The sequence below is a fragment of the Neoroseomonas lacus genome (assembly GCF_014644535.1).
Classification (GTDB): domain Bacteria; phylum Pseudomonadota; class Alphaproteobacteria; order Acetobacterales; family Acetobacteraceae; genus Neoroseomonas; species Neoroseomonas lacus.
This window is the reverse complement of the sequence record NZ_BMKW01000004.1, coordinates 283,736-308,102: the sequence shown is the minus strand read 5'-3', so window position 1 is coordinate 308,102 and position 24,367 is coordinate 283,736. Positions and strand designations below refer to the sequence as shown.

Sequence of the window (24,367 nt, the reverse complement as noted above, 5' to 3'; positions counted from 1 at the left end):
ACGATCGGGTGTGCTCGAAAGACGTCGCATCTTCAAAGGGCGAAAGACACGTCCCCGCATGCGGGGCGCGGCCCTGTTGGTTACGGCAGCGGTGGCGATGCCCCTGCTGCTTGCCCTCGCGCTGCCGACCAATCTGTTCGGCTCCGGACCGACCAACTGGCAGTGGCATGCCGATGCCTCGGATATCCGCATCGTCGATGGTGAGACGCTCGCGCTCGGTGAGCGCGTGGTCCGTCTCGCCGGCATGGCGGCGCCGATGCGTGGGGAGATCTGCCGGCGCGCCGATGGCGAGAATTTCGATTGCGGCGGGGCTTCGGCCGCGGCGCTGATGCGGCTGATCGGTGGCCGTCCGGTGACCTGCCGGATCGTCGGCCGTGACGCGTTCGGTCGTGGCGTCGGGCAATGCGAGGCGAATGGCGCCGATCTGGGCCGCATGCTGGTCGGCGGCGGCTTCGCCATTGCCACCGGCAGCACGATGCGCACCGCCGAAGTCACAGCGCGGCATGCCGATCGGGGCCTGTGGGCGAACCGCGCCGGCATGCCCCAGGATTGGCACGGAAGGGATTGACCAGGCCGGCGACGGTCGGTTTTCCGCCGGGTTTGCCAATCCCGCCGACAGGATTATCTTGCGCTGCATCATAACCGGCACGCGCCCGTGCGCGCGCCGCCGAACGGGTTGAGGAAGTTCCTGCATGACCAGCAAGGCCACCGGCTCCATCACCGTCACGCTTGAGGGTTCCAACAAGAGCACCACCCTGCCCCTGCTGGGCGGGACGCTCGGCCCGCAGGTCGCGGACATCCGCAAGCTGTATGGCGACCTCGGGATCTTCACCTTCGACCCGGGCTATGGCGCCACGGCCTCCTGCGAGAGCACCATCACCTACATCGACGGCGATGAGGGCGTGCTGCTGTATCGCGGCTACCCGATCGAGCAGCTGGCGGAGAATTCGGACTTCCTCGAGGTCTGCTACCTGCTGCTGAACGGCGAGCTGCCGAACAAGGCGCAGTTCGCCGAGTTCCACAAGGGCGTCACCTACCACACCATGCTGCACGAGCAGCTGCGCAGCTTCTTCAACGGCTTCCGCCGCGATGCGCACCCCATGGCGATCATGTGCGGCGTGGTCGGCGCGATGGCCGCCTTCTACCACGACAACCTGAACATCAACGATCCGGAGCAGCGCCGCATCGCGGCCTTCCGGCTGATCGCCAAGGTGCCGACCATTGCGGCCTGGGCGTACAAGTACTCGATCGGCCAGCCCTTCCTCTATCCGCGCAACGACCTCGGCTATGCCGAGAACTTCCTCTACATGCTGAACGGCGTCCCGGCCGAGGAGTATGTGAACAACCCGATCCTGTCGCGCGCGATGGACCGCATCCTGATCCTGCACGCCGATCACGAGCAGAATGCTTCGACCTCGACGGTGCGGCTGGCCGGTTCGACCGGGGCGAACCCCTTCGCCTGCATCGCCGCCGGCATCGCCGCGCTGTGGGGCCCGGCGCATGGTGGCGCGAACGAGGCCGTGCTGAAGATGTTGGCGGAGATCGGTTCGCCGGAGAACATCCCGGCCTTCATCAAGGAAGTGAAGGACAAGAACTCCCACACCAAGCTCATGGGCTTCGGCCACCGGGTCTACAAGAACTTCGACCCGCGCGCGAAGATCATGAAGGAAACCTGCCACGAAGTGCTGGCCGAGCTCGGGATCAAGGACGAGCCGCTGCTGGACATGGCGATCGAGATGGAACGGATTGCGCTGACCGACGAGTATTTCGTCAGCCGCAAGCTGTATCCGAATGTCGATTTCTATTCGGGCATCATCCTCAAGGCGATGGGCATTCCGACCTCGATGTTCACCGTGCTGTTCGCGGTGGCACGCACCGTTGGCTGGGTGAGCCAGTGGAAGGAACTGATCGAGGATCCGTCGCAGCGCATCGGGCGTCCGCGGCAGATCTATACGGGCGCCGCGGCGCGCGACTTCGTGCCGGTCGACAAGCGCGGCTGAGGCTCGCTTCCGCATCGAGCATTGCGCCGGCCGGGGGCGACCTCGGCCGGTTTTTCGTTGACGTGACGATCGAGTGGCCATGCCCCTCGCCCACCCCGGCGGGAAGCTCCGTTTCCTGCACCTTCTGGCGATTGCTGCGAAATCGACCAGGCATGGCAAGGCATGAAAGTCGTTCCTGTGCGGCTGCGGGGTTGGTATCACCGTCAGGACAGACACGGCGAAGGACAGGATGGACGGCAAAACCTTCGACATCATCGTCGTGGGCGGCGGCATCAATGGATGCGGGATCGCCCGCGACGCCGCCGGGCGCGGCATGTCCGTCTGTCTGCTGGAACGCGCGGACCTGGCCAGCGCCACCTCCTCCTCCTCGACCAAGCTGATCCATGGCGGGCTGCGCTACCTCGAGCAGTATGAATTCCGCCTGGTGCGCGAAGCCTTGGCCGAACGCGAGGTGATGCTGCGCATCGCGCCGCATATCGTCTGGCCGATGCGTTTCGTGTTGCCGCATCGTCCGGAAATGCGACCGCGCTGGATGATCCGGGCAGGGCTGTTCCTGTACGACCAGCTCGCGCGCCGCGTCAGCCTGCCGGCGCATGAGGCAATTGACTGCCGCACGCATCCCTATGGCGCGCCGCTCGACCCGCAGATCACCAAGGCCTTCGCCTATTCGGATTGCTGGGTGGAGGATGCGCGGCTGGTGCTGCTCAACGCACGCGACGCGGCGGCACGCGGGGCGGAGGTGCGCACGCGCACGGCGATGGTCGCCACGCGCCGCCATGCCGAGCATTGGAACGTGACGGCGGAATCGGCCGATGGCTCGCGTGAGGTGCTGCGCGCCCGCACGCTGGTGAATGCCGCCGGGCCCTGGGTGATGGACGCCTTCGGCTTGGCCGGACAGACACCGCGCGGCCATGTGCGGCTGATCAAGGGCAGCCACATCATCGTCCCTGCGCTGCATGACGGCGCGCAGGCCTATCTGTTGCAGAATGGCGACCGGCGCGTCGTCTTCGTCATCCCGTATGAAGGCGCCTTCTCGCTGATCGGCACCACAGACGTGCCCTATGACGGCGATGCGCGGCAGGCGCACGCCTCGGCGGAGGAGATCGACTACCTCTGCGCTGCCGTGGGCGAGCAGTTCAAGCGCGCCCCGCGACCGGACGATGTCGTCTGGACCTATTCAGGCGTGCGGCCGCTCTATGATGACGGGTCCTCCGACGCGTCATCGGTCACGCGCGACTACGTGCTGGAACTGGATGCAGCGGCGGGCGCGCCGCTGCTCTCCGTGCTCGGCGGCAAGATCACCACCTATCGCCGGCTGGCGGAGGAAGCGGTCGGGCGCATCGCCAAGGCCGCGGGTCGCGAGGTCGGCGCGTCCTGGACGGCGACGGCGGTGCTGCCGGGCGGGGATCTCGGTCCAGGCGGGCTGGATCGCTTCGAGGCCGAGGCGGCGCGTCGCCACCCCTGGCTGCCGGCGACGACGCTGCGGCGGATGGTGCGCGCCTATGGGTCCGAGCTTGACCTGATGCTCGACGGCGCGACGTCTCTCGCGGCGCTGGGCGCACCGCTCGGCGGGGGGCTGTCCGAGCGCGAACTCGCCTGGATGCAGCGGCACGAATGGGCGCGCACCGCCGAGGATGTGCTGTGGCGGCGCTCGAAGCTCGGCCTGCATATGACGGCCGAGGAACGCGCGGCGCTGACCGCGCGCCTGGGTTAAGCGATGGGCTCGCGGTGCAGTTCCACCGCGATGCCTTCCAGCCCCGGTACGGCCGGGTAGCGGCGCATCACCTCCGGGTCATGGCCCGGGATGATGTGGCGCGGGCTGGGTGCCAGCGCACGCAGCCGGTCGAAGCCATCCAGCATGCCGCCCAGGTGGAACAGGGTTGTGAAGGGTCGTCCGGTTTCCATGTTCTCGTAGAAATGCGTGACGTCGGAGGCGAGCACGACCTGGCCGCGCTCGGTGTCGACGCGCACGCATTGCAGGCCGGCGGAATGGCCCGGTGCGGAGTGCAGCGTGATGCCGGGGGCGAGTTCCGCGTCGCCGTCATGGAACACGACGCGGTCGGCATAGGTCATGCGGATGATGCCAGCGACGTCCTCGACCTCGAAGGAATGACGCAGCTTGTGGTGGCGCATGTAGTGGCCGCAGGCGTAGTGCATCTCGGCTTCCTGCAGGTGGAAGCGCGCCTTCGGGAATTTGTGGAAGGTGCCGACGTGGTCGTAGTGGAGGTGAGAGATCACCACATCCTCGACGTTGTCGGGATCGATGCCGAGCAGCGACAGGCTCTCGACCGGGCAGCGGAACCAGGTGCGCTTACGCTTCGCCGCGACGGCTTCGGTGAAGCCGGTGTCGAGGATGATGGTGCGATCGGCATTCACGATGGCCCAGACGAAGTAGTCCATCGGCATCGGCGCGTCATGCGGGTCGCCGCCGATGAAATGTTCGCCGCGGCGCGCGTCGCGCATCGCGTACCGCAGGGCATAGACCTTGTAGGCCACGGCGTCAGTCTTCATCGAGCACTGCCTGCACCGCTGCCGGATCGCAGGCGATCGTCACACCGGCGCGCTCGAGCTGCATCTTCATCGGGATGCGGCTGTCCAGGTTGTCCCAGCCACGGTTCATCGCCTCGTTGAAATCCTCGAGCGTGAGGTTGCACAGGCGCATCGGCACGCCAAGTTCGCGGCCCATGTTGACGGCGAGGGAGACGTCCTTGTGCGCGCCCTTCAGCGTGAAGGAGGGCGGGTCGTAATTGTCGACCAGGAACTGGTCGGCAAGGCGGTCGAAGGCCCGCCGGCGGCCATAGGCCCCCTGCCGCACGGCCGCCCACAGGGCGAGCGGGTCCATCCCCGCCTTCACGCCCATCGAGAAGGCTTCCGCCATCGCCGTCTGCACGGCGTAGCCGGACATGTTGTGGACCAGCTTGGCGACGGTCGCGGTGCCGATCGGACCGATGTAGCGCGCCTGGTCGCCGAAATCGTCGAGGACCGGTTTGAAACGATCATACACCGCCCGGTCGCCGCCGACCCAGATGGCGAGCTTGCCGCTTTCAGCGCCCTTTGGACCGCCGCTGACCGGCGCGTCGAAGCCGAAGGCGCCCTTTTCGGCGAGCGCCTCGGCGAAGCGACGCACCAGCGACTGGGCATTGGTGGACAGATCGAAATACGCTGTGCCTGGCTTCACCCCGGCCACGATGCCGTCCGGGCCGAAGACGACGTGCTCGACCTCCTTCGGGCCGGGCAGCGAGGTGAAGATGATCTCGCTCTGCTCGGCCACCGCTTTCGGCGTGTCGGCCCAGATGGCGCCGGACGAAAGACGATTGGCGCCTGCCTCGCGGCGGACATCGTTGATTACCAGCTCATGGCCGGCCTTCTGCAGATTGGCCGCCATGAAGGCGCCCATGGTGCCGAGGCCGATGAATCCTACCTTCATGATGTCAGCCCTTCTCCTGGTCTTCGGCGTCGAAGACATCGGTCGCCACATGGGCGGCGGTCATCGCCGAAGGCCAGCCGGAATACAGCGCGAGGTGGGTGATGGCCTCGGAGATTTCCTCGCGCGTCAGGCCGTTGGTGAGGCCGCGGCCGATATGGCCTTCAAGCTGGTCGCGCCAGCCGAGCGCGGTCAGCGCGGCAATGGTCACCAGGCTGCGGTCGCGCTTGGACAATGCCGAGCGTTCCCAGACATCGGCGTAGACATAGTCGCGGGTCATCTCGACCAGCTTGGGGAAATGCGGGTTGATCCGTTCGCGACGGGCCGCCGGGGAATAGGCCATGGGGGGTCTCCTGTGGGTCAGTCGCGGAAGCCGGGGTCGGTACGGTCGAGCATGCGCAGCAGGCCCTGCCATTCCAGCGGGCCATAGGTGCGCGAGTTGCCGGGCGCGTACATCGAGCAGGACTTCTCGACGACCTCCTCGCTCGGCATCTCCAGCGGGGTGTTGCAGGCCATCGCGGCGAGTTGCGCCTGGCAGGCGCGTTCCAGGCCCCACATGGCGATGAAGGCTTCCGAGACGCTCGCGCCGACGGTCAGCAAGCCGTGGTTGCGCAGGATGCAGTAGTTCAATGCGCCGAGGGATTGCGCCAGAAGATCGCGTTCGGAAGGGTCGCGCTCGGGGCCGCGGAAGTCATGGTAGGCGATGCGGCCGCAAAAGCGCGTCGCCGTCTGGGTCAGCGGCAGCAGCCCGCATTTCAGAGCGCTGACCGCCATGCCGGCGATGGTGTGGGTGTGCATCGCCGATGCCGCATCAGGCCGCGCGCGATAGATCGCCGAGTGGATGGTGAAGCCGGCCGGATGCAATCCGTAGGGCAGGTCAGGGCGATACAGCAGCTCGCCATCCTCGGTCACCTTCAGCAAGGAGGAGGCGGTGATCTCGCTGAACAGCATGCCGTTCGGATTGATCAGGAACTGCCCCGGCGCATCCGGCACGCGCGCCGTGATGTGGGTGTAGATCATGTCCGACATGCCGTACCGGTCGCACAGCCGGTAGCAGGCGGCGAGGTCGACCCGCGCCTGCCATTCGGCCGCGCTGACGGAGGACTGGATCGGGGCGATGGATAGCGCGGAAGCGTGGGTCATGGGGTGGTTCCTCCTGTCTCCGCGGGCGCGAGGTCGAAGCGCGTCGTTTCGTCGAGCGTCGCGCCGAACCAGCCGCGGATCGTCGCCTGATGCTGGCCGATGGGGCGCGGCACGCCGTTCTCGACCGTCATGGGCAGGTCGTGGCCGGGGATCAGCAGGACGCCGGGACGGGCGCGGCAGATCGCCCACACCATCTCGATCGTCGCGCGGCTGATGGCGGGGTCGTAGGTCATGTCGGTGTTGCGCGTGGTGAGTTCGACGCGGTTCTTCACGGCATCCTGCAGCAGCACGCAGTCCTGCCCGTCCCCGGCGATGACGAAGATCAGGTGCCCCGGCGTGTGGCCGGGCGCGAGATGCGCGGTGATGCCGGGCAGCACTTCCTGCCCCGCATCCATCAGTTGCAGCGTCGGCCAGCGCGACAATGCCTCGATCGCGTGTTCCGGCACCGCGGTCTCGCCCCAGGGCACGCCGAGCGCCCAGGCGAGTTCCTTGCGCCCGATATGGATGCGCGCCTCGCGGAACATCGGCCAGTTCACCGAATGGTCATGATGCGCGTGGCTCAGCAGCAGGTCGGTGACGTCGCCGGTGGCGATGCCGCGATCCTTCAGCTGGGCCCGCAGGACATTGCGCAGCCCATAGCCGCCGCCGTCGAGCACGACGATGCGGCCATGCCCGCGCAGGAGCACCACCGTGCTCCAGCCGAGACCGCCATGCGGATATGCCTTGCCCGGATAGCCGTTCACCAGGACCTCGAGGTCCCAGCCGCCGCCTTGCCATTTCATTCGGACTTCCTTCCCGGGGAGAAGCCTAGGGCGGCGGATCGGTTCCGACCAGAGAGGCCAGCGGCGTCAGGCGGCCAGCGCGAAAATCCGGCCGAGAGGTGTGGCGGGCGCCATGTCTGCCCCGATCGCGCGCAGACAGCCCCAGACGCCGGCGGCGGCGGAATCGATCACCGGGATGCCCAGCTCGGCTTCGAGCGTCGCCATGGCATCAAGCCCGAACAGGTTGGTGCTCCACAGCAGGATGGCGTCGGGCGTTGCCTCGGCGGCGACCTCGCGCGCCAGCGCGATGATCCGCGCGGTCGGCACCAGGGAGGCGTCATGGTTGTTGGTCAGGCCGAGCGCGCGCAGCCCGGCGAGGTCTCGCCCCAATCCGCGCGCGGCCTGCGCCGCATAGGCCGCATCGCCAGGCGTGACGATGCCGATACGCCGCGCGCCCATGGCATCGAGCAATTGCACCGTCGCAAGCGACGCCGTCGTCGCCGGGCAGCCCGCCGCTTCGGCCATCAGCCGCACCAGCGCGCGGTCGGCATCGAGGCCGAAGCCTGCGCCGCGCGTGCCGTTCCAACACACCGCGCCGACCTCCGCATGGCCGAGGGTCCAGGCGGCGTGCCGATAGGCCTCGGCGTCATAGCCGTCCTTCGGCTGGCCAAGGCCGTCGCCGTAGTAGGGGATCCGGGCGATGCAGGAATCGATGCCCGGCAGGTGGCGAAGAATGCCGGCCAGCGTGCGTTCCACGACACGGTTGGAGGATGGCGTGATGCTGCCAATCGCTGGGCAGGTGGTCATGCGGGTGCGCCTCCGTCTCGCGTTGGGGGGAGGATGGCATGGCGCGGCGCTGGCCGCGACACCGCGCGGTTGGATAGGCTGTCGTCGTACCGCCTTGAACCGGGGCCGCGCGGCGGCCTCGCAGGAGATGCCATGCGGCTGCTGCTCGTGAACCCCAACACCAATGCCGCGACCACCGCGCTGATGATCGGCATCGCCCAGGGCGCTGCACCGGCGGGCGTGACCATCGAGGGCGCCACCGCCGCCACCGGTGCGTCGCTGATCCTGGACGCTACGATGCTCGCAGCCGCGGCGACGGCGGTGCAGGCGCTGGTCGCAGCGGCCGACCTCGCGCCCTATGCCGGCGTGATCGTCGCTGCCTTCGGCGATCCGGGGCTCGCCGCCACGCGCGCGCTGACCTCGCTGCCGGTCACCGGCATCGCCGAGGCGGCGATGGCCGAAGCGGCCTCGCATGGCCGCTTCGCCATCGTCACCACCACGCCGCTGCTCGTTGAGGCCATTGGCGCCCGCGCGGCGGCCTATGGCCACGGCGCCGCCTTCGCCGGAACCTGGCTGACCGCAGGTGATGCCGGCGCGCTGATGGCGGATCCCGGCCGGCTCGAGGACGCGTTGGAGGCGACGATCCGCCGCGCCATGGCTGAGGCCGCGCCGGATGCCGTGATCATCGGCGGCGGGCCGTTGGCGGCGGCGGCGGCGGCGTTGCGGCCGCGACTGCCGGTGCCGATCATCGAACCGGTGCCTGCCGCGGTCGGCCTCGCGCTGCGCCGCGCGGCCGGCACGCCGCCGGGCTGATTTCGGATAGACTTCTGGCATGGTGTGGGCGCCAGGAAAGGGTACAAGGCTGTCCATGACCCTCGCCGCCCCGACCGCCGATACCGCCTTGGCGGGCGCCCGTGAGGCCTGGCGCACCGCCGGGCGGCTGTGCGAATGCGCGAGCTGCGGACAGTTCCAGAAGCTGCCTTCCCTGCTGCCGGGTGAGGCGGCGCGCTGCATCCGCTGCGATGCGGTGCTGCGCCGCGCGCGCGTCGACCCGCTCGGGCGCGCGCTGGCGTTGAACATCGCCGCGCTGTCGATCTTCGCCGTGGCCTGCCTGATGACGCTGATGACCGTCAGCACGGCCGGCATGGTGCGCGACGCCAGCTTGTTCAGCGGGCCGATCGACATGGGCCGCAGCGGGTTGTGGGAACTGACCATCGTGGTGATGTTCACCACCGTCGTCGCGCCGATCGCGAAGCTTTCGGCCATGGTCTATGTGCTGGTCGGGCTGCGGCTGTCTCGCCCGCCACGCCATATCCGCCGGGTCTATGCGCTGGTCGAACACCTGCGGCCGTGGTCGATGGTCGAGGTGTTCCTGCTCGGCGTGCTGGTCGCCTACACCAAGCTGATCGACCTCGTGCATATCGAGATCGGCGTCGCCCTCTACGCCATGGCGCTGCTGATGCTGACCATGATCGCCGCCGAGGCGGTGCTCGACCGCCAGGCTGTGTGGGACGAGATGGAACGCCGCGGCGTCCCGCATGGCGATATCGACCATGCCGCGACGGCTCTGTCCGGGCCGGCGGATGGCGCGCTGTCGTGTCATACCTGCGGCCTGGTCAGCCTGCCGCATGACCATGATGACCATTGCCCGCGCTGCGGCAGCGCGCTGCATGCGCGCAAGCCCAATGCTGTGTCGCGCGCCTGGGCGCTGCTGATCGCGGCGGCGATCCTGTACGTGCCGGCCAATGTCTATCCGGTGCTGCAATTCATCCAGCTCGGTTCCGGCGAGCCCAGCACCATCCTCGGCGGTGTCGTCGAATTGCTCGATGGTGGGATGTGGCCGCTCGCGGCGCTGGTGTTCTTCGCCTCGGTGGCCGTACCGATGCTCAAGATCGCCGGGCTTCTGCTGCTGCTGGTCTCGACGCAGCTGGGCTGGACGCACCGGCTGCGCGATCGCACGAAGTTGTATTTCGCGGTGAATGCCATCGGCCGCTGGTCGATGATCGACATCTTCATGGAGACCATCCTGGTGGCCCTGGTTCGGTTCGGCGACGTGGTCAGCATCGAGCCCGGCATGGGCGCGATCGCCTTCTGCGGGGTGGTCATCCTGACCATGCTCGCCGCCGAGGGTTTCGATCCGCGGCTGATGTGGGATACGGCGGGCGAGAATCCGCACAGGCGCGGGGAGGCACATTGATGGTACTCGACCATCCCGAAGCGCGGGTCACCACGGCCAAGGTCGGGCGCAGCCGGCGCCTTTCGCCGATCTGGGCAATCCCGATCGTCACGGTGCTGATCGCCGGCTTCCTTGTGTGGCACACCTATTCGCAGCGCGGCCCGACAATCACCATCACTTTCAGGGGCGCGGAAGGGTTGACCGCCGGCCAGTCGCAGCTGCGCTATCGCGACGTCGTGATGGGCACGGTGCAGGAGATCGTCCTGTCGCAGGACCTCCAGCACGTCACCATGACGGTGCGCACCACGCGCGCGGCCGAACCGCTGCTGACCGAAAACACTCGCTTCTGGGTAGTGAAGCCGCGGCTGTTCGCCGGCAGCATCTCGGGGCTCGATACGCTGCTGTCGGGGTCCTACATCCAGATGGCGCCGGCGCTCACCGCGAGTGGCGAGCATACGCGCCACTTCATCGGCCTCGAGGACCCGCCGCTGCTGACGGCCGAGGAGCCGGGGCGCAGCATTCTGCTGCGCGCCGACCGGATCGGCTCGATCAGCCTGGGCTCGCCGATCTTCTACCGCGACCTCGACGTCGGCCAGGTGATGGGCTGGGACCTCTCGGACATGGCCGAGAGCGTCACCATCCATGCCTTCATCCGCGCCCCCTTCGACCGCTATGTGCGCGAAGGGTCGCGCTTCTGGAACGCATCGGGCGTCTCGGTGAAGATGGGCGCGGAGGGGATCCAGCTGCAGGTCGAATCGCTGCGTGCACTGCTTCTCGGCGGCATCGCCTTCGAGACGCCCGAGGCCGCCCGGAATGGCCGCCAGATACAGAATGACGCGACCTTCCGTCTCTATGCCACGCAGGACGCGGCCAACAGCGCCGCCATCACGCGCCGTGTGCCCGTGGTGTCGTATTTCACCGATTCCATCTCAGGCCTCGCGCCAGGTGCGCCGGTCACCTTCCAGGGCGTGCGCATCGGCGAAGTGCTCGGCTACGACCTCGTCTATGATGCCACCACCCAGCGTTTGCGCGTACCGGTGCGCTACGAGATCGAGCCCGAACGCGTCGCCGGGTCGATCAATGCGCAGGGCCGCACGGCGCTCGAGAATGCGCGCCTGTTGGTCCAGCAGGGGATGCGGGCGCGGCTGATGAGCTCCAACCTGATCACCGGCCAGCAGCAGATCGCGCTGGAGATGATCGAGAATCCGCCGCCGGCCGAGATCACGATGCAGGGCAATGTCATCGTGATGCCGTCGGTGCCCGGGCAATTCGCCTCGATCATGGAAGGCGTGAACCGCGTGCTGACGAGCATCGAGGGCATGCCCTGGGCGGATATCGGCCGCAATGTCGACAGCACCGTCGCGGGAGTGAACGAGCTGATCCGCGGGCCGGAGCTGCGGCAATCCCTCGCCGGACTCAACTCCACGCTGACCGCAGCGGAGGAGATGATCCGCCATATCGACGCCGCCGCCCAGCCGGCCCTGCGCGGCCTGCCGCAGATGATGGCGAACTTGAACGCCACGGTGGTCCAGGCGAACCGGCTGGTGGCCTCGGCGAACCGTGGCTATGGCGAGGACTCGCAATTCCAGCGCGACCTCGAACGCATGCTCGAACAGATCACCGTCGCCGCGCGCTCGCTGCGCAGCCTGGTGGACCAGCTCAACCGCAACCCGGAATCACTGATCCGGGGCCGCTCGACGCAAGGGCCATGACCGTATGACCATCCGCCGTCGCGATGCCGCATCGCTCGCCGCCCTCGGCCTGCTGGCCGCCTGCCGCTCGACAGAGCCTTTGCTCTATGCGCTGCTGCCGGCCCCTGGCACGCCGCGCCGGGGTGGGCCGCGGAATGTCGCGGTGCGGGCGGTCTCGCTCGCGCGTTACCTCGACCGCGTGCAGATCGTACGCTCGGTGGATGACTACCGCCTGTCCGTCTCCGGCAATGACTGGTGGGGCGAAAGCCTCGACAGCATGATGACGCGCGTGCTGGTGGAGAATCTGGCGCAGCGCCTGCCGAATTCGAACGTCTTCGCCACCGGCGGCGCCATCTCGGTGACGCCGGAGGCGACGGTGGAGGTCAACCTCCAGCGCCTGGGGCAGCCCGATCCGCGCACCCTGGTGATGACCGCGCAGCTCGCCGTCACGCTGCGCGAGCCGCGCCGGCGCGAGGTGGCGCGGACCGAGACGCTGACCACGCCCGTCATCGGCGACGAAGTCTCGGCCTTCGTCGCGGCGGCCAGCGTGGCGGCAGGGCGGCTCGCGGATTCCGTGGCGGCAATCCTCGCGCCCTGACGCGGCTTCCGTTCGCTGCGGCTCACGGAAGCCCCTCTCGATATCTTGGTTTCGCGAGCACCTTCACCCGATCACGTGATTCCACCTGACCGGGATCTGCTCCGATGGGCGTCGCACCCGGCCAGATTGGAACGCTTCGTCCAGGGGCGGGATTCTGGACCCGTGCCGCGGGGCTTCGCGGCACCTAGCGTGGTTGGCCGCGGCATCGGCATGGTCGCCCGGACTGTTCGGTTTTTTGGGCGCTAGGTCGCATCGCGCCTGTGCCACTGTCGGACAGGGTAGAATCGAGACCGGGAGGCGCGCGCCATGCATGATCGCCTGCACAATGACGAAGCCATTGGCCCGGCCACGGTCTCGACGGGCCACCTGCCGCCCGACCCGGCCGTCGACACCCTGGTGCAGGAAGCCTGGGATCGCTATCGCGACGTCAGCGAGGGCAAGGTCGCCGACTACATCCCCGCATTGGCCAAGGCCTCGGCCGAGTGGTTCGGCATCTGCGTCGCCGATGTCGATGGCGGCATCCACGCAGTGGGCGACACTGACCGCGAATTCTCGATCCAGTCGATCTCCAAGCCCTTCGTCTTCGCGCTGGTGTGCCAGGCGCTGGGTGGCGGGCGCGCGCGGGCGAGCATCGGCGTCAATGCCACCGGCCTGCCGTTCAATTCCGTCATGGCGATCGAGCTGAACGCCGACCGCACGATGAACCCGATGGTCAATGCCGGGGCGATCGCGACGACCTCGCTGGCCCCGGGCGCCAATGCCGAGGCGCGCTGGAGCTTCATCCGCGAGGGGCTGTCGCGCTTCGCCGGGCGCGAGCTGGCGATGGACCACGATGTCTATGAATCCGAGGCAGCGACCAACCAGCGCAACCAGGGCATCGCGCGGCTGCTGCTGGGCTATGAGCGGATGTATTCCGACCCCGATGACGCCACCGATATCTACACCCGACAATGCGCGCTGAACGTCACCGCGCGTGACCTCGCGGTGATGGGGGCGACGCTCGCCGATGGCGGGGTGAATCCGGTGACGAGGGAACGCGTCGTCGATGAGGATCGCTGTCGGCGCGTGTTGGCGGTGATGGCGACCGCCGGGCTGTACGAGCAGTCCGGCGACTGGCTCTATGAGGTCGGGCTGCCGGGGAAAAGTGGCGTCGCCGGGGGGCTGGTGACGACGGCGCCGGGCAAGGGTGGGCTCGGCGTGTTCTCCCCGCCGCTCGATGCTGCGGGCAACAGCGTGCGCGGGCAGTTGGCGACGCGCTTCCTGTCGGAGCGGCTCGGCCTCAATCTTTTCGCATCAAAGCCGGCGGCCTGAACCGGCACCGGGGGGGAACACGAACCATGAGCAGCACAAGCGCCGCCGAACAGCGGGAATCCTGGGTGCCGATGATCGCCATCGCGCTCGGCCAGATGCTGATGTCGTTCAATGTCGCGGCCCTGCCGGTCTCGCTGTCAGGCATGGTGGCGAGCTTCGGCGTGCCGCCCACCACGATCGCCACCGGCATCGTGATGTATTCGCTCTCCGTCGCCGGCTTCGTGATGCTGGGGGCCAAGCTGGTGCAACGCTTCGGGTCCACGCAGGTGTTCCGTGTGGTCATTGGCATGTTCGCCGTCGCGCAGGTGCTGATGGTGATGGCGCCGGCCGCGCCCGTGATGCTGTCGGCCCAGTTGCTGGCTGGCCTCGCGGCGGCGGTGATCGTGCCGGCGCTGGTGGCGCTGATCGCCCATCACTATCGCGGCGCGCAGCAGGCGACGGCGGTGGGCGCGCTCGGATCGGCGCGGGCGGCGGCGGGGGTCAGCGCGTTCCTGATCGGCGGCATGCTCGGCACCTTCATCGGCTGGCGGCCGGTCTTCGGCATCCTGGTGGTGGCGTCCGTGGTGGTGTTCTGGCTGTCCTTCAAGCTGAAGCCCGAGGCGGCGCGGCCCGAGGTGAAGATCGACCTGGTCGGCGTGGTGCTGGCGGCGGCGGCGATCATCATGATCGTGTTCGGCTTCAACAATTTGAACCGCTGGGGCCTCGGCGTCGCGCGGCCGGGCGCGCCCTTCGACGTGTTCGGCCTCTCCCCGGCGCCGATCATGATCGTGGTGGGCGCCATCCTGCTGCAGACCTTCATCGCCTGGTGCCGGCGCGTCACCGCGCGCGGCGGCACGCCGCTGCTCGACCTGTCCGTCATCACCTCCGGGCGCGAACGCGCAGCGGTCTACGCGATGTTCACCGTGGTCGGGCTCGAGGCGATGCTGAACTTCTCAGTCCCGCTCTACATCCAGATCGTGCAGGGGCGCTCGCCGATCGAGACGGCGATCGCCATGATGCCGTTCAACCTGACGGTGTTCTTCACCGCCATGCTGGTGGTGAAGCTGTACGACAAGGTGACGCCGCGACGCATCGCGCAGGGCGGTTTCATTCTGTGCGCGGTGGCGCTGCTGTGGCTCGCCTGGGTGGTGCGCAACGATTGGTCGGCGGTGCCGGTGATGTTCGGCCTGATCACCTTCGGCATCGGCCAGGGCGCGCTGGTGACGCTGGTGTTCAACGTGCTGGTGACCGCCGCGCCAAAGGAACTGGCGGGCGACGTCGGCTCGCTGCGCGGCACCACGCAGAACCTCGCGGCCGGCGTCGGCACCGCGGTGGCGGGCGCGCTGCTGGTCGGGCTGCTCTCGGCCGGGATCGTGGTCCGGATTGCCGAGAATCCGCTTCTGCCGCCGGCGGTGGTTTCGCAGATCGACCTCGACAGCATCAACTTCGTCAGCAACGACCGGCTGCTCGGCATCATGGAACGCACCGGCGCGGCGCCGGAGCAGGTCATCGAGGCAGTGCGCGTCAACGCCGAGGCGCGATTGCAGGCGCTGAAGATCGGGCTGTTGCTGATGGCGCTGTTCGCCGCGCTGGCGATCATCCCGGCCGGGCGGCTGCCGGGGTACAGGCCCGGCGAGATCCCCGACGGCATCACGCCGCGTGGGGGCAAGGCGTGAGCGGAAAGCGTCTGCTGCTGCTCTCGTTGGGCGGCACCATCACCATGGTGCCCTTGGCGGAGGGCGGCATTGCGCCGAAGCTCGGCGCGGCGGAGTTGGTGGCCTCGGTGCCGGAACTCGCCACCGTCGCCGAGATCGAGGCGGAGAGCCCCGCGCGCCTGCCCAGCCCATCGCTGACGCCGGCGCATCTGGTCGATGTCGCGCGGCGCATCACGGCGGGTTTCGCAGCGGGCGTGGATGGCGCGGTGGTCATCCAGGGCACCGACACGATCGAGGAATCGGCCTTCCTGCTCGACCTGCTGGTCGCCGGGGACAAGCCGGTGGTGGTCACCGGCGCGATGCGGGGCGCGGCGGCACCCGGGGCGGATGGGCCGGCGAACCTGCTCGCCGCCGCGCGCGTCGCGGCGAGTGACGCGGCGCGTGGGCTCGGTACGCTGGCGGTGTTGAACGACACCATTCATGCGGCGCGCTTCGTGCAGAAATCGCACACGGCGCTGCCCTCGGCCTTCACCTCGCCGATGGCCGGGCCGCTCGGCCTGGTGGCGGAGGACCGGGTGCGCGTGCTTGCCCGCGTGGGGCGCTGCCCGGTGTTCCGCGCGGAGGCCGGCGCACCGCTGCCGGTCGCGCTGGTAAACTGGGCGATGGGCGATGATGGGCGGCTGCTGGCCGCGCTGCCGGGGCTCGGCTATGCCGGCGCGGTCATCCAGGGCATGGGCAGCGGCCATGTGCCGGCCGAGGCCGCGGAGGCGGTCGGGGCGCTTGCGACGCGGATGCCGGCGGTGCTCGCCTCACGCTGCGCGAGTGGGCCGGTCTTCAGCGAAACCTACGGCTATGCGGGCGGCGAGATCGACCTGATCCGGCGCGGCGCCATCCCCGGCGGGACGCTGTCGGGGTTGAAGGCGCGGCTGTTGCTGGGGCTTGCGCTACGCCATGGCGGGGGGCGGGCAGCGGTGGCCGACGCCTTCGCACCCTACGAATAGGGCGTGAGGGTCTTTCGTTCGACCTGGCTCACGGAACCCTTTCTGGCCAATCCTTGTTGCTGGCATCTTCATCTGATCAGGATCCGCTCTAGCGGCGCCGCCCGCCGAGCAGCCCGCCAATGCCGCGCACGACATCCTGCGCGGTGCCCTGAATTTCGCGTGGGATCAGCGGGATGGGCGTCGCCCCGGGGGCGGGCATCGGGCCCGCGCGCCCGAGCCGCGCCAGCGTCAGCGCCGGGCCGCAGGCGCCGCCCGCCGGCCCGCTGCCGGTGGCGTCGCGCAGGAATTCCATCGTGCTGCTGCGCCACAGGCGGTTCGCCACCGTGTCGCCGAGGACGCGTGCCAGGGCGGCGCCCGGTTCCACGCCGATGCGCGGCTCCGCCATCGTGCCGCCGATGACGACCGGGGCACGCACCGTCACCCCCATCAGGCTGATATCGGGCAACAGCCGGGCCGCGACCGTCTCGTCGCGCAGGTTGATGGCGATATTGCCGTCGATGCGGCCGAAATCGCCTTCCATCAGCATGGCCTCGCTCTGCGCCACACCCTGGTCGGCCGACAGGCGCAGCGCTAGGCAGCGCAAGGTCACCCCGCCGGCCGGCGTGCCGCGCGGCAGCAGGAGGCGGGCGAGATCCGGCCCGATGCGCAGTGCGGTGGCGCCGGTGAAGCGGCCGCCGACCATCGCGACGCCCGCCTGCCCCGACAAGCTGGCAGCGACCGCGCGGCTCGTGGCGCCCTGCCCGCGCAGGTCGATGGCCAGTTCGGCGCTGCCATCGAAGCCCGCCGGCACGCCGAAGGCGCGGCGCAGCGCGGCGAGATCCAGCCCGCGCCCGCGGCTGTTGAGGCGCAGTTCGACGCGTGGCGGCTGCGCGGCGGCGTCGAGCACGGCCCGGCCGCCGACGGCACCGCCGGGCGTGGTGACCTGCAGTGGGTCGAGCACCAGGCGGCCATTGGTCAGCACCACAGTGCTGCTCGCATCGCGCCAGGTGGTGCCGCCGGCGACCAGTTGCGTCGCCGAGAGGCGCAGCGCCGCATCGGCGCCGCGCAGCGTGTCGAGCGGCAGCGGGATGTCCGGGATCATCCGCGTCGCGGCACGCTGGCGCGGCGCGGAGGCGCCACCGCCCAGCGCGTCGAGGTCGATGCGCCGTGCCGCCAGCCCGCCGCGAAAGGCGAGGCGCGGTGCGAGGGTGATGGCGAGATCGCCGGTCATCTCCAGCGCATCGGCGCTGACCGTCAGCGAATCGAGGCGCAGTTCGCGGGTGAAAAGGCCGCCGAGCCGCGCCTGGGCGGTCACCCCCGTGACGCGCGGCAGATCCGCGCCGAGTATCGGTCCGAGCAAGGCAAAATCGGGCGCCGTCAACCGCGCCTCGAAGACCGAGGCGGCGAGGTCGGCATCGCGCCGCACCGGGCCGGACAGCGCAAGGCGTGCCCGGCCGGAGGTCAGCACCGCCTCGACCGGCATCGTCTCTTCCGCCGTCCAGGCCGCGAGCCGGCGGAGCGACGGCAGCGTCGCGGCCAAAGCGAGATCGGCCGTGCCGCGATGGCCATGGGCGGCGATCGTGGCCGGCGCGTCGAAGTTAGCGGCGCGCAACTCGGCCTGGGCCAGGCGCAGGCCCGGCAGCAGCGTGGCGAGGTCGGTCGCGCCGATGCGCAGGGTCAGCGCGGAGACCGTTGGCATCGGTGCGCCGGGGCCGATATGCGCCGTGAGGTTCACCGACGCCACTGGCGGTAGGGTCTCGCCGAAGCGGGGGGCCAGGCGCTGCGCGGCGGCGGCGTCGGCCGAGGCCTCCACCGCCAGGGACCAGCCGGGGTCGGCCATGCCGCGCGGCAAGGCGCCGTGCAACGAGACGCGCAGGCCGTCGCCCTCGATGGTGGCCTGTAGCGGCATCGCACCGTCGGCCTCGGGGCCGAGATGGGCGGCGATGGTCAGCGCCTCGCCATCGAGGCGGATGTTGCCATCGAGGGCGAGCGGATCCTGGGGCTCGTCGCGCGCCAGGCGCAGCGATTGGACGTCGATGGTCGAGATCGGCTGCCCCGGCAGTCGGATGCGGGAGGATTCGATATCGACCGCAGCGATGCTCAGTCCGCCGGCCGCGGTGGCGCCGCCACCGGCGCCGAAACGCCAGTTGCCGCGACCCTCGGCATCGCGCTCGAGGATGATGTCGGCATCGGCGAGCAGCAGGCTGTCGATCTCGACGCGGCCGGCGAGCAGCGGCAGTAATTCGAGTGTCACCTCGAGCCGGCCGATGCGGGCGAATTCCGGCAGTGATCCGCCCGGAATATTGGCGATGGTGGCATCGGCCATGGCGATGCGTGGCCGCAGCCCGAACCGGACCGAGACCGCGCCATGGGTGACGGTGCGGCCGGTGGCGCGCTCCAGCGCCGTGTCGATTTCGCCCGACCAGCTGCCGCGCCCGATGGCCACCTGCAGGCCGATGGTCGCCGCGCCGGCCAGCAGGACCAGGCCGAACAGGGTCAGGGCAATGATGCGAAGGCCTCGCTTCATCGCCCCATCATGACAAGGCCGAGGGCCGTGGTCAGCAGCAGCAATGCGAGGCCCGCGGCGGGCCAGGCGCGCAGGCGGGCCTCGAACCACGCCAATGCATCGCCCAGAGGTGCGGCGGCGGCGAGCGCGCGGCGCGCCGGATGGATCACGTCGCCGCCAGGCACGACGGGGACGCGGTCCCCCCAGCGCATCAGGGCCAGCACCGCGACCGCGCCGATCAGCACCGGCCACAGCGCCTTGGCCAGGGCGGCGGGGGTGAGGATGCCTGCCCAGGCGTCCGGAAAGGCCAGCGCCGGCAGCAGCATCGAGGCGGCGGCCAAGGCGAGCCAGGGGATCAACATGCCGCCGGACGGCCGCGCGGCGGCGTCATCGGCGAGGCCCGCCGCGAGGCGCCGCGTGAAATGCAGCATCAGCAGGGTGGAACCGGCAGCCGACAGCGCCGAAAGCGTTCCCGCCAGACCGTCGCCAAGTTCGGCCTTCACCGCCTCCTTCGCCAGCCAGCCGCCGGTCAGCGGCATGCCGCCGAAGCCCAAGGCGAGAACCACGGCTGGGCCGAGCACCAGCCATCGCGCCCGTCCGCCGGCCACCGCCGCGACGCCGACGGCGAGGAACAGCGCGCCCTTCGCCAGCACGTGATGCAGTGCGTAGAAGGCGGCCGAGGCCGGCGTCGTAGCGATGCCACCCGCCAGCCCCATGCCGATCGCCGCAGCCACCACGCCCATCTGGCTGACCGAGGAATAGGCCAGCACCGTCTTGGGGTTGCGCTGGGTGATGCCGATCGCGACGCCCCAGAAGGCGGTAACGAAGCCGAGCACCGCCAGCGCCTCGCCCCAGGCCGCCGGGGTTGCCTCGATGGGCAGGAAGCGAATCAGACCGACGATGCCGGCCTTGATGATGGCGCCGCTCAGCACCGCCGAGGCCGGCATCGGCGCGGCCGGATGCGCCAGCGGCAGCCAGACGTGCAGCGGCACCAGCCCGGCCTTCAGGCCGAAGCCGACCACCAGGAAACCGATGGCGAGGTCGCGCAGCGGCGCTGTGGCGAGCGAGGGCAGCACATCGGCGATGGCGAGGCTGTTGCCGGGGGTGAAGGCGGCCAGCAGGGCGAAGCCGGTGAGCAGTGCCGCCTCGCCGATCACCGTGAGCAGGAGATAGGTGGCGCCCGCCGCCCAGGCGCGCGGCGTCCGGTCGTGAATCACCAACCCCCACGCCGGTAGGCTGGCAAGGGCGTAGAAGAAGTAGAAGCCGACGAGGTCTCCGGCGACGAAGACGCCCAGGCTGCCGGCCATGGTCGGCAGCCACCAGGCGGCGAAGCGGGCCTGGTCGTCGCGTGCGATATAGGCCCGCACATAGACCGACGCCGCGCACCACAGCAGCGAGGCGGCGCCGAGCAGCAGCGCCGAGGGATGGTCGAGTGCCAGGGTCAGCCGGACGCGGGCATAGACGATGAAGGGCTCGCCATCGCCCGCCACCAGGGCGCAGGCCAAGCCCGGCAGTGGCGCCAGCCACAGCAGCGCGAGCACCCGGCGACGCTGTCCCGGCAGGGCGAGCGCCGCCAGCAGCAGCAGCGGGAGAAGCGGCGTCGCCGCCAGCAGCAGGGCGTTCATGGCGCGAGGTCCAGCTGGCCGACCTGCACGAGACCGAAGGCCGCCAGCGGGAGGAAGCCGAGCGCCACCGAGATCACCGCGAGGCCGAGCGCCATGCCGTCCCGCCGCCAGGTGACCGGGGTGGACATCGGCACCGCCGCGCCGCCGCTGCGCAGGCCGCTCGCGAGCACGCGATAGACATAGCCGCCGGTCAGCAGCCCGCCCCCGAGGATGACCAGCGCCCACCACCATTGCCCGGCGCCAATCGCGGCACTCAGCAGCAGCCATTTCGCCGCGAAGCCGCCGGAAGGCGGCACGCCCATCAGCGACAGGCCGGCCAGGGCGAAGGTCAGCAGCGTTACCGGCATGGCGCGCCCTGCCCCGCCGAGTTCGGCGATGCGGTCATGGCCGAAGCGCGCGGCCATGATGCCGGCGGCGAGGAACATCGCCGCCTTGGCGAAGGCGTGGGAGACCGCCTGAACCACGCCGCCGGTCCAGGCCTTGGCGGCGATGTCGCTGACGCCGGGGACCGCGGCGAGCAGCGGGAACATCAGGAACAGGTAGCCGATCTGCGCCACGGTGGAATAGGCGACCAGCAGCTTGAGCCGCGTCTCGCGCAGTGCCGCGACGGAGCCGAGCAGGATGGCCGTCGCGCCGAGCCCGGCGAGGATCTGTGCGGCGTCCGGCAGCGGCACGGCCGCCATGACGCCGAACCACAGCCGCAGCAGCAGGATGAAGGAGCCCTTCACCACCAGGGCGGAGAGGATGGCGCTGGCCGCCGCCGGCGCACCGGCATGGGCGGGCGGCAGCCACAGATGCAGCGGCAGCAGCGCGGTCTTGGCGAGCAGCCCCGCCGTCATCACCGCGATGGCGAGGATGACGGGCGGGTCGGCGGTGACGCGTTCGCGCAGCAGGACGATGTCGAGCGTGCCGGCGGCGCCGTAGATCAGGGCGACGCCGAGCAGGTAGAGCACCGAGCCGAGGAGGGCGAACATCAGGTAGCGCAGCGCGGCTTCGAGCGTCGCGCGGCTGCCATCGAGGCAGACCAGCGGCATCGCGGCGAAGGTCAGCAATTCCAGCCCGACATAGAGGGTGAATAGGTCGTTCGCGACCAGCAGCAGGTTGATCGCGGCCCAGAGCGCGAGCAGCAGCGGCCAGAAGGCGAAGGCCTGGCGGCGTTCCGGCGCGCCCGAGGCGGTGCCGAAATCGGCGCGGGCGAAGATGGCGACGGCGGCGACGACGATCGCTGTCGTCACCAGCATCGCCGCCGAGAGGCCGTCGGCGCGGAAGGCGATGCCGAGCGGCGGTGCCCAATGGCCCAGATGGTACAGGATGGGTGCCTGGGTGAGTTGCACGATCACGGCGATGACGATGGACAGGGCGAGGCCGATCGGCAGCACGGCCAGCGTCAGCCGTTCCGCGCCGCGCGCGCCGAGCGGCACGGCGGCGACCATTGCCAGCACCGGCAGCATCACCGCGAGCATCGGCAGCATGCCCATCAGCGCTTGTCCTCGGCGCTGGCGAGGCGCAGCACCAGCGCGACGGCGAGCGCCGTCGCGGCGAAGGCGACGACGAGGCCGGTCAGGATGATCGCCTGCGGCACCGGGTCACCGCCGAAGCCCGCCCCTGCGCCTCGCCGCGCCACCGCGCCGAACACCAGAAAGACGCCGCCGCCGAGCAGGTTGAAGCAGAGGATGCGCAGCAGCGGATCGGTGCGCACCAGCATGCCGAACAGGCCGATGCCGACCAGCGCGGCGCCCGCCAGGCCGAACAGCGTCGCACTGGTCATCGGCGTTGCGCCGTGTCTGGTGTGCCGATCACCAGGAGGGCGAGGGCCACCGCGATGGAGGCGGTCAGGATGAATTCGATGATGAGGATCAGCGGCTTCGCCCAGCCGGGCGGGTAGGCCAGGAAGGCGCCCTCGATCACAGCGCCGGCCAGGCCGATGGCGATGAACACCACCGGACCGATCGCGATGGTCCAACGCAGCCAGCGTGCCGCGATGGGCGGCGGCGTGACGAGACCGGCCATCCAGGGCAGCAGCCACATTGCGGCGAGGATGGCCGCCGCCTGGAACTTGCCGCCGGGCGCATCGGCGCCGACCCAGAGGATATGCATGGCGATGACAATGCCGAGCGGCGGCAGCGCGCGCGCAAGCAGGGCGAGCGGGCCATCGCGCTGCACCGGCTGCGCCGCGCCGGGGACGCCGCCCCAGCCGCCCTCGGGCGTCAGCGCCCAGACGCAGACGACCGCGAGCAGCACCACCGCGGATTCCAGCAGCGTGTCGAGCGCGCGGAAGGACATCAGCACGCCGGTGACGGGATTGCCGAGGTCGGTGGCCGGCAGGTTGGCGGCGACCGGCGCGGCGAGGCTCGGCGCCGGGTTGGGCAGCAGCAGGACCACCGCGCCGAGCGCCGCGGCGAGCGCGGCGCAGCCCAGGGCGATCAGCAGCGTCATGGCGGGGCCCGGGGGTTGCTCGGGTGGCGGTGACGCCTGGGTCGCCAGGCGTCGGACCGCGCCCAGCAGCAACACGCCGGACAGCCCGGCGCCGATCGCCGCCTCGGTCATCGCCACGTCCACGGCGGCGAGACGCACCCAGGCCAGCGTCAGCAGCAACCCGTAGGCGATGAACAGGGCGACGGCGGTGAAGGCCTGGCGCGCCAGCATGCTCGCCAGGGCGACGATGAGCATCGCCGCGACCAGCAGCAGGTCCGCGATCATTCGCCGGGCCGCCGCAGGCGGGCGAGACGCGCGATCATCGGCCCGACCGCCGCGCTCGACAGCAGCACCAGGCCCCAGATGGCCAGCAGGCGCAGCGCACCGTCGATTCCGGCGGCGCGCGGCAGCAGGCCAAGGACGATCAGGCCAAGGCCGAGGTGATCGGCCTTGGTCAAGGCGTGCAGCCGGCTCGCCGTATCGGGGAAGCGCAGCAGGCCGGTGGTGCCGGCAATGAAGAACACCAGCCCGGCGAGCACCGCCAGGATGGTGAAGGCATCGACGAGCAGGGTCACGCGGGCGGCTCCTGTTCGTCCTCGCGCGACGGGGCGGTCCGCGCCATGGCCACGGAGGCGAAGGCGGCGAGCAGCGCGAGGATCAGCGCCACGTCGGTCAGCGCCGGCATCGCCGTCGCCTGGCCGACCAGCAGCAGCGTGGCGATGCCCCCGGTGCCCAACAATTGCGCCGCCATGATGCGGTCGGCTTCCGACGGGCCGCGCAGCACCCGCACCAGGCCCACGGCCACGGTGAGGAAGACCAGCAATGCGGCGGCCAGCAGGAACTCAGGCATCGAGACCGAAGGCGTGGGTGAAGCGTGCCTCCTCCATCGTCATGGCGGCGGCGATGTCCGTGCTGGCATCCAGCGCATGGATGGCGATAGCTCCATCCGCTATCTCGCCCGCTGGCAAGGTGCCGGGCAGCAGGCTGGCATAGGCCAGGAAGGCGTCGAGCGCGCCACCCGGCGGCAGGCGGGGCATCCAGGCGATGGTCGCGGGGGATGGCCGGCGGCGCGGATCGAGGGCGATCAGCGCAACCTCGGTCCCCGCCCGCAGCGCCTGCCAGGGGAAGCGCAGCAACAGCCGCGCCAGGGCGGCGGGGCGGGGCCAGTCGCGGGTGGGCGGCATCAGGTGAAGGCTGGCCCAGCTGGCCAGCAGCGCCGCCGCCGCGCCCACCGCCGCGCCGTCCGCCGTGACACCGGCCACGACGAACCAGAGCAGCAGCAGCAGCGCGAAGCGGAAGACGGCTGGTCCCGCCATG

At 70.0% G+C, this 24,367-nt stretch carries 24 protein-coding genes; 10 read left to right on the top strand and 14 right to left on the bottom strand.

Features of this window, described 5'->3' with window-relative positions:
* Positions 1 to 97 precede the first annotated feature (97 nt).
* The 3 genes from IEY36_RS10035 (at position 98) to glpD (ending at position 3,714) form a co-directional block, all read left to right on the top strand.
* Positions 98 to 568, top strand: a complete 471-nt coding sequence (locus tag IEY36_RS10035) for a thermonuclease family protein (protein ID WP_188966912.1) — start codon at positions 98 to 100, stop codon at positions 566 to 568.
* A 124-nt stretch (positions 569 to 692) separates the two neighbouring features.
* Entirely contained in the window at positions 693 to 2,000 is a 1,308-nt protein-coding gene (gene gltA / locus IEY36_RS10030; protein ID WP_188966911.1) for a citrate synthase, read from the top strand.
* A gap of 229 nt (positions 2,001 to 2,229) precedes the next feature.
* Positions 2,230 to 3,714 (top strand): glycerol-3-phosphate dehydrogenase, encoded by a 1,485-nt coding sequence (glpD, locus tag IEY36_RS10025; protein WP_188966910.1) that lies wholly within the window; start codon positions 2,230 to 2,232, stop codon positions 3,712 to 3,714.
* Here glpD and IEY36_RS10020 read toward each other — a convergent pair.
* The 6 genes from IEY36_RS10020 to IEY36_RS09995 all read right to left on the bottom strand — a co-directional run bounded on the left by IEY36_RS10020 (position 3,711) and on the right by IEY36_RS09995 (position 8,135).
* Positions 3,711 to 4,511, bottom strand: a complete 801-nt coding sequence (locus IEY36_RS10020; RefSeq protein WP_188966909.1) for an N-acyl homoserine lactonase family protein — start codon at positions 4,509 to 4,511, stop codon at positions 3,711 to 3,713. The genes glpD and IEY36_RS10020 overlap by 4 nt on opposite strands.
* The gene (locus tag IEY36_RS10015) at positions 4,501 to 5,427 is read right to left on the bottom strand and encodes an NAD(P)-dependent oxidoreductase (RefSeq protein ID WP_188966908.1); all 927 of its coding nucleotides are present in this window, start codon (positions 5,425 to 5,427) and stop codon (positions 4,501 to 4,503) included. The genes IEY36_RS10020 and IEY36_RS10015 overlap by 11 nt, the downstream gene beginning before the upstream one ends.
* A 4-nt stretch (positions 5,428 to 5,431) precedes the next feature.
* Positions 5,432 to 5,767, bottom strand: a complete 336-nt coding sequence (locus IEY36_RS10010; protein WP_229681233.1) for a carboxymuconolactone decarboxylase family protein — start codon at positions 5,765 to 5,767, stop codon at positions 5,432 to 5,434.
* A 17-nt stretch (positions 5,768 to 5,784) separates the two neighbouring features.
* The gene (locus IEY36_RS10005; RefSeq protein WP_188966906.1) at positions 5,785 to 6,567 is read right to left on the bottom strand and encodes a class II aldolase/adducin family protein; all 783 of its coding nucleotides are present in this window, start codon (positions 6,565 to 6,567) and stop codon (positions 5,785 to 5,787) included.
* Positions 6,564 to 7,349: an MBL fold metallo-hydrolase gene (locus IEY36_RS10000; protein WP_188966905.1), complete on the bottom strand. Its 786-nt coding sequence runs from the start codon at positions 7,347 to 7,349 to the stop codon at positions 6,564 to 6,566. The genes IEY36_RS10005 and IEY36_RS10000 overlap by 4 nt, the downstream gene beginning before the upstream one ends.
* Before the next feature lie 66 nt (positions 7,350 to 7,415).
* On the bottom strand, positions 7,416 to 8,135 hold the full coding sequence (locus tag IEY36_RS09995) for a maleate cis-trans isomerase family protein (protein ID WP_188966904.1): 720 nt from the start codon (positions 8,133 to 8,135) through the stop codon (positions 7,416 to 7,418).
* A gap of 132 nt (positions 8,136 to 8,267) precedes the next feature.
* On the opposite strand from IEY36_RS09995, the gene IEY36_RS09990 reads away from it, so the two are divergent.
* From IEY36_RS09990 to IEY36_RS09960, 7 genes are all read left to right on the top strand, one after another.
* Positions 8,268 to 8,927 carry an aspartate/glutamate racemase family protein gene (locus IEY36_RS09990; protein WP_188966903.1) on the top strand — a complete coding sequence of 220 codons (660 nt, stop codon included), beginning with the start codon at positions 8,268 to 8,270 and terminating at the stop codon, positions 8,925 to 8,927.
* A 55-nt stretch (positions 8,928 to 8,982) separates the two neighbouring features.
* The gene (locus tag IEY36_RS09985) at positions 8,983 to 10,311 is read left to right on the top strand and encodes a paraquat-inducible protein A (RefSeq protein WP_188966902.1); all 1,329 of its coding nucleotides are present in this window, start codon (positions 8,983 to 8,985) and stop codon (positions 10,309 to 10,311) included.
* The gene (locus IEY36_RS09980) at positions 10,311 to 12,002 is read left to right on the top strand and encodes a PqiB family protein (protein WP_188966901.1); all 1,692 of its coding nucleotides are present in this window, start codon (positions 10,311 to 10,313) and stop codon (positions 12,000 to 12,002) included. Before IEY36_RS09985 ends, IEY36_RS09980 begins: the two co-directional genes overlap by 1 nt.
* 4 nt (positions 12,003 to 12,006) lie before the next feature.
* Positions 12,007 to 12,579 carry a PqiC family protein gene (locus IEY36_RS09975; RefSeq protein WP_188966900.1) on the top strand — a complete coding sequence of 191 codons (573 nt, stop codon included), beginning with the start codon at positions 12,007 to 12,009 and terminating at the stop codon, positions 12,577 to 12,579.
* Between the two features lie 306 nt (positions 12,580 to 12,885).
* Positions 12,886 to 13,890, top strand: coding sequence for a glutaminase A (glsA, locus tag IEY36_RS09970; protein ID WP_188966899.1), 1,005 nt, complete (start codon positions 12,886 to 12,888; stop codon positions 13,888 to 13,890).
* Between the two features lie 26 nt (positions 13,891 to 13,916).
* Entirely contained in the window at positions 13,917 to 15,545 is a 1,629-nt protein-coding gene (locus IEY36_RS09965; protein WP_188966898.1) for an MFS transporter, read from the top strand.
* Positions 15,542 to 16,525 (top strand): asparaginase, encoded by a 984-nt coding sequence (locus IEY36_RS09960; protein ID WP_188966897.1) that lies wholly within the window; start codon positions 15,542 to 15,544, stop codon positions 16,523 to 16,525. Before IEY36_RS09965 ends, IEY36_RS09960 begins: the two co-directional genes overlap by 4 nt.
* Before the next feature lie 88 nt (positions 16,526 to 16,613).
* Here IEY36_RS09960 and IEY36_RS09955 read toward each other — a convergent pair whose 3' ends face one another.
* From IEY36_RS09955 to IEY36_RS09920, 8 genes are read right to left on the bottom strand one after another with little or no spacing between them, the layout of a single operon-like run.
* A complete protein-coding gene (locus IEY36_RS09955; protein ID WP_188966896.1) occupies positions 16,614 to 19,031 on the bottom strand; it encodes an AsmA family protein in 2,418 nt (805 codons plus the stop codon).
* Positions 19,028 to 20,635, bottom strand: coding sequence for a complex I subunit 5 family protein (locus IEY36_RS09950; protein WP_188966895.1), 1,608 nt, complete (start codon positions 20,633 to 20,635; stop codon positions 19,028 to 19,030). The genes IEY36_RS09955 and IEY36_RS09950 overlap by 4 nt, the downstream gene beginning before the upstream one ends.
* Entirely contained in the window at positions 20,632 to 22,113 is a 1,482-nt protein-coding gene (locus tag IEY36_RS09945) for a complex I subunit 5 family protein (RefSeq protein ID WP_188966894.1), read from the bottom strand. Before IEY36_RS09945 ends, IEY36_RS09950 begins: the two co-directional genes overlap by 4 nt.
* Entirely contained in the window at positions 22,113 to 22,403 is a 291-nt protein-coding gene (locus tag IEY36_RS09940) for an NADH-quinone oxidoreductase subunit K (RefSeq protein WP_188966893.1), read from the bottom strand. The genes IEY36_RS09945 and IEY36_RS09940 overlap by 1 nt, the downstream gene beginning before the upstream one ends.
* A complete protein-coding gene (locus IEY36_RS09935) occupies positions 22,400 to 23,335 on the bottom strand; it encodes a hydrogenase subunit MbhD domain-containing protein (protein ID WP_188966892.1) in 936 nt (311 codons plus the stop codon). Before IEY36_RS09935 ends, IEY36_RS09940 begins: the two co-directional genes overlap by 4 nt.
* Positions 23,332 to 23,625, bottom strand: coding sequence for a monovalent cation/H(+) antiporter subunit G (locus tag IEY36_RS09930; protein ID WP_188966891.1), 294 nt, complete (start codon positions 23,623 to 23,625; stop codon positions 23,332 to 23,334). Before IEY36_RS09930 ends, IEY36_RS09935 begins: the two co-directional genes overlap by 4 nt.
* On the bottom strand, positions 23,622 to 23,900 hold the full coding sequence (locus tag IEY36_RS09925; RefSeq protein WP_188966890.1) for a monovalent cation/H+ antiporter complex subunit F: 279 nt from the start codon (positions 23,898 to 23,900) through the stop codon (positions 23,622 to 23,624). The genes IEY36_RS09930 and IEY36_RS09925 overlap by 4 nt, the downstream gene beginning before the upstream one ends.
* Positions 23,893 to 24,366, bottom strand: coding sequence for a Na+/H+ antiporter subunit E (locus IEY36_RS09920; protein WP_188966889.1), 474 nt, complete (start codon positions 24,364 to 24,366; stop codon positions 23,893 to 23,895). Before IEY36_RS09920 ends, IEY36_RS09925 begins: the two co-directional genes overlap by 8 nt.
* Position 24,367 lies beyond the last annotated feature (1 nt).